General features: G+C 56.5%; 2 protein-coding genes. Both read right to left on the bottom strand.

The window, feature by feature from the left end; genetic code table 11:
• Positions 1 to 174: 174 nt before the first annotated feature.
• Positions 175 to 1869, bottom strand: a complete 1695-nt coding sequence (locus AB5758_RS09615) for a phospho-sugar mutase (RefSeq protein WP_368142024.1) — start codon at positions 1867 to 1869, stop codon at positions 175 to 177.
• A 75-nt stretch (positions 1870 to 1944) separates the two neighbouring features.
• Positions 1945 to 2172 (bottom strand): hypothetical protein (locus AB5758_RS09610; protein WP_368142023.1); only part of this gene is annotated, 228 nt, incomplete at its 5' end.

Below are 2172 nucleotides of genomic sequence, written 5' to 3'. Positions count from 1 at the left end.
CCGCGCGGCAAGGAGATATATTGCCAGACCGGAGGGCCCCCGCGGGCGGGAATCTGGGCGTACACATTTCCTACACAGTTTGAGATTCTCAGCTGTATTTGCCAGCAATAAAGAGGGGACCTCGTTTCCGAGATCCCCTCCTCTGTCTATCTATAGAAATAGGCTTTCAAAGCCTTAGGCCAGCAGCTTGCGGCCGGACTCCTCAATCGCGTCAAGTGCTGCATCTGCCTCGGTGGCATCCGCGCCCTTAGCGAAGATGTACAGCTTAATCTTGGGCTCGGTGCCGGAAGGACGAACAATACCCTTATTGCCACCCTCAAGATCGAACTCAATGACATTAGCCTTCGGCAGGCCGTTCACGCAGGTGTTGTAATCCACGACGGCCTCGATCTTGGAACCGGCGAGCTCCGCGGGCGGGTTCTCGCGCAGACCGGCCATGATACCGGCCATCTTTGCCGCACCCTCAGCACCCGGATAGCTCAGCGAAATCGTCTTGTTGTGATAGTAGCCATACTTCTCGTACAGCTCGTGCATCGCGTCGGCGAGGTTCTTGCCTTGCAGCTTGTAATACTGCGCCATCTGGCAAATCAGAAGCGAAGTGCTCACCGCGTCCTTGTCGCGCACGTGGTCGCCGGCCAGATAGCCGTAGCTCTCCTCAAAACCGAAGATAAAGCGATCGACCTCGCCAGCATCGGAAAGCGAGGTAATGATGTCACCGATGTACTTGAAGCCCGTCAGGCAACGACGGAGCTCAAAGCCATACTCCTCGGCCAAAGCATCGACCATGGCGGAAGAAACAATGGTAGTAACCGCGACCTTCTTGGTGAGGTCCTCGCCGCGGGCGGCACGGGTCTTGCAAATATAGTCGAGCAGCAGGACGCCCATCTCGTTACCAGTCAGCAGCAGGTAGTCATCACCATTCTTGACGGCAACGCCAACACGGTCGGCGTCGGGATCGGTTGCAAGCAGCAGATCAGGGTGAACCTGCTCGCAGAGATCGATGCCCTTCTGCATGGCCTGACGGATCTCGGGGTTAGGATACGGGCAGGTCGGGAAATCGCCGTTAGGCTCCTTCTGCTCGGGAACAACCGTGACATCGGTGATGCCAGCGCGCTCGAGCACCGTCGTGACGGGAATGAGGCCGGTGCCGTTGAGCGGAGTGTAGACGAGCTTAAGCGGTGCGCCGGCAATCTCCTCGGCAGAAAGGTTAGTCACGCCGCGGGCGAGAACGGCGTCATAATAACGCTCGAGGCACGAGTCATCGATCCAATTAACCAGACCCTGCTCAAGAGCCTCATCAAAGTCCATGGACTTCACGCCGGTAAACGTATCGGTCTCGGCGATAGCCCTAGAAATTGCATCGGCGGCCTCACTGGTGATCTGGCAGCCGTCGGGGCCATAGGCCTTATAGCCGTTATAAGGCGCTGGATTATGACTAGCGGTCATGCAAATGCCACCGGAGCACTTAAGGTCACGGACGGCCCAGGAAAGCGTCGGCACGGGAGAAATCTTAGGATACACGAGAGCAGTCACGCCGTTTGCCGCAAGAATGGCAGCCGTCGTCTTAACGAACAGTTCACCCTTATTGCGGCTATCGCGAGCGATGGCAACCATCGGATGCTCGAAGGTCGCATTGAGGTAGTCAGCGAATCCCTGCGTCGCGCGACCGACCGTATAAATATTCATACGGTTAGTGCCTGCACCGATAGTGCCACGTAGACCGGCGGTACCGAAGGCGAGATCTTGGAAGAAAGCGTCGGTGATGGCGTCTTCGTCACCCTGCTCCTTCATTGTGTTGAGCTCAGCGAGGAGCTCCTCGTCCTTGACATTGGCAATCCAAGTATCAAGCAGCTCATGAACATCTGCCATGTGAGTCCTTCCGTCACAATCAATAAAACAACCCGTATAAAACAGGACAAGCGCATCAGCGCGCTAAAGCAAATATTAGTCCATTGAGAACAGAGAACCGGCCACAGAACGGTGAACGTTTATATTCACCGGTGGATGATTGGATTGATTAAATTGCTTAGAGAATGTCATCTGTAACGCAAAAAAGGGGGAGGCCGCGAGGCCTCCCCCTTCTTCAATCTCGATGACGGCTCGGTGCCGTCCACCGGTCAGCGGCGCCCTGGCCTCCCACGGGCTGACCCCGCAGTACTCTCGGCGCGATGG

It is taken from the genome of Collinsella aerofaciens, from assembly GCF_040926405.1.
Lineage (GTDB): Bacteria > Actinomycetota > Coriobacteriia > Coriobacteriales > Coriobacteriaceae > Collinsella.
The sequence above is the reverse complement of the archived record's forward strand: the minus strand, read 5'-3'. Positions and strand labels throughout refer to the sequence as shown.

Coding starts and splice junctions, on each gene's coding strand:
- AB5758_RS09615 (WP_368142024.1), bottom strand. CDS start 1,869: ATGGCAGATGTTCATGAGCTGCTTGATACTTGGATTGCCAATGTCAAG.